This is a genomic window from Arthrobacter sp. SAFR-044, from assembly GCF_059414985.1.
On sequence record NZ_JBPFDN010000034.1, the window covers coordinates 1 to 1,103 of the forward strand.

The following is a 1,103-nucleotide window of genomic DNA, read 5'->3' on the forward strand; positions in this document are numbered from 1 at the left end:
AGGTGTTTTGGATGTTGTCTTTGGCGTCTGTTGCGCGGTCTTTGACGTCGGTGGCTGCGTATTGGCCTTCGGTTTTGACGTTTTGGGCGGCGTCGGTGGCGGTGGCCTTGACGTTTTCCATGGCTTCCTGGGCGGGTTCCTTGAGGTCCTGGGCCATGGTTTTGGCGGCGTCGGTGACCTGGGTTGCCAGGGGCTGGGCTGCGGTTTTGAGTTGGTCCGCGGCTTCGCGTTCTTTCTCGCTTGCCGGGATCAGGGAGGAGATCAGCATGCCTGCGCCGAAGGCGATAAGTCCGGCGGCGAGGGGGTTGCCGGCGGTTTTGGCTTTGACCTGGTCCGGGGCGTGGGAGACGGCGTGGCCGGCGTCGGAGAGTTTGGTGGAGACGGTCTCTGATGCCTGGTGCAGGCTGTCGCCGGTGGAGTGCATGGCGTTGGTGGTGTGTCCGGCGCCGGTGGCGGTGGTGTCGTGGACTTTGGTGGTGGCGGTGTCTGCTGCTCCCATGATTTTCTCCTTCACCCCGGTCACGGCGTCGCGGACCTTGTCGGTTTGGCGGTGGACGATGTTGGACGGGGTGACTTTGTCGGCCACGGCGTCCACGTTGGTGCCCAGGCGTGCCCGGGTGGCTTCTATGTCTGCGCGGATGACGTCAGGGTTGTCGCTCATCGGTTTACCTCACCTGGTTTTAGGGTTGGGGGAATTTCTGAGAGGGTTTCCCCGGTTTGGGGCATGCCCTTGATCTGTTTGAGTTCCTTGCGGCCGATGGAGGCCAGGACGGCGGCGATGATGGCCCAGATCACGGCGACGATCAGCGCGGACCAGCCCAGGGGCATGATGGCGCCCAGGGCCCACATCAGGGCCAGGGAGAGGAAGAGCAGGACGAAGTGTCCGCCGATCCCGGCGCCGGCGAGCATGCCGGCGCCTTTGCCTGCGCGGGAGGTGGTTTGTTTGAGTTCGGCCTTGGCCAGTTCCACTTCCTGGCGCATCAGGGTGGACAGGTCCCGGGTCACGTCCCCGAGCAGCTCACCCAGTGATGCGTTGTCTGCTTTCATGTGCGCCGCGCTGGGCGGCGGCTCAGGAATCTGGCTGCTCATCACAGACCACCCGT

Annotated in this window: 2 protein-coding genes; both read right to left on the minus strand. The window is 64.2% G+C overall.

The features are described 5' to 3' along the window. The coding region (locus ACR65J_RS20995; RefSeq protein WP_440172730.1) for a DUF3618 domain-containing protein at positions 1–661 on the minus strand (661 nt) is incomplete at its 3' end. Further along, complete coding sequence (locus ACR65J_RS21000) at positions 658–1,089, minus strand: phage holin family protein (protein ID WP_440172731.1); 432 nt, start codon at positions 1,087–1,089, stop codon at positions 658–660. The genes ACR65J_RS21000 and ACR65J_RS20995, both read right to left, overlap by 4 nt. Positions 1,090–1,103: the final 14 nt, after the last annotated feature.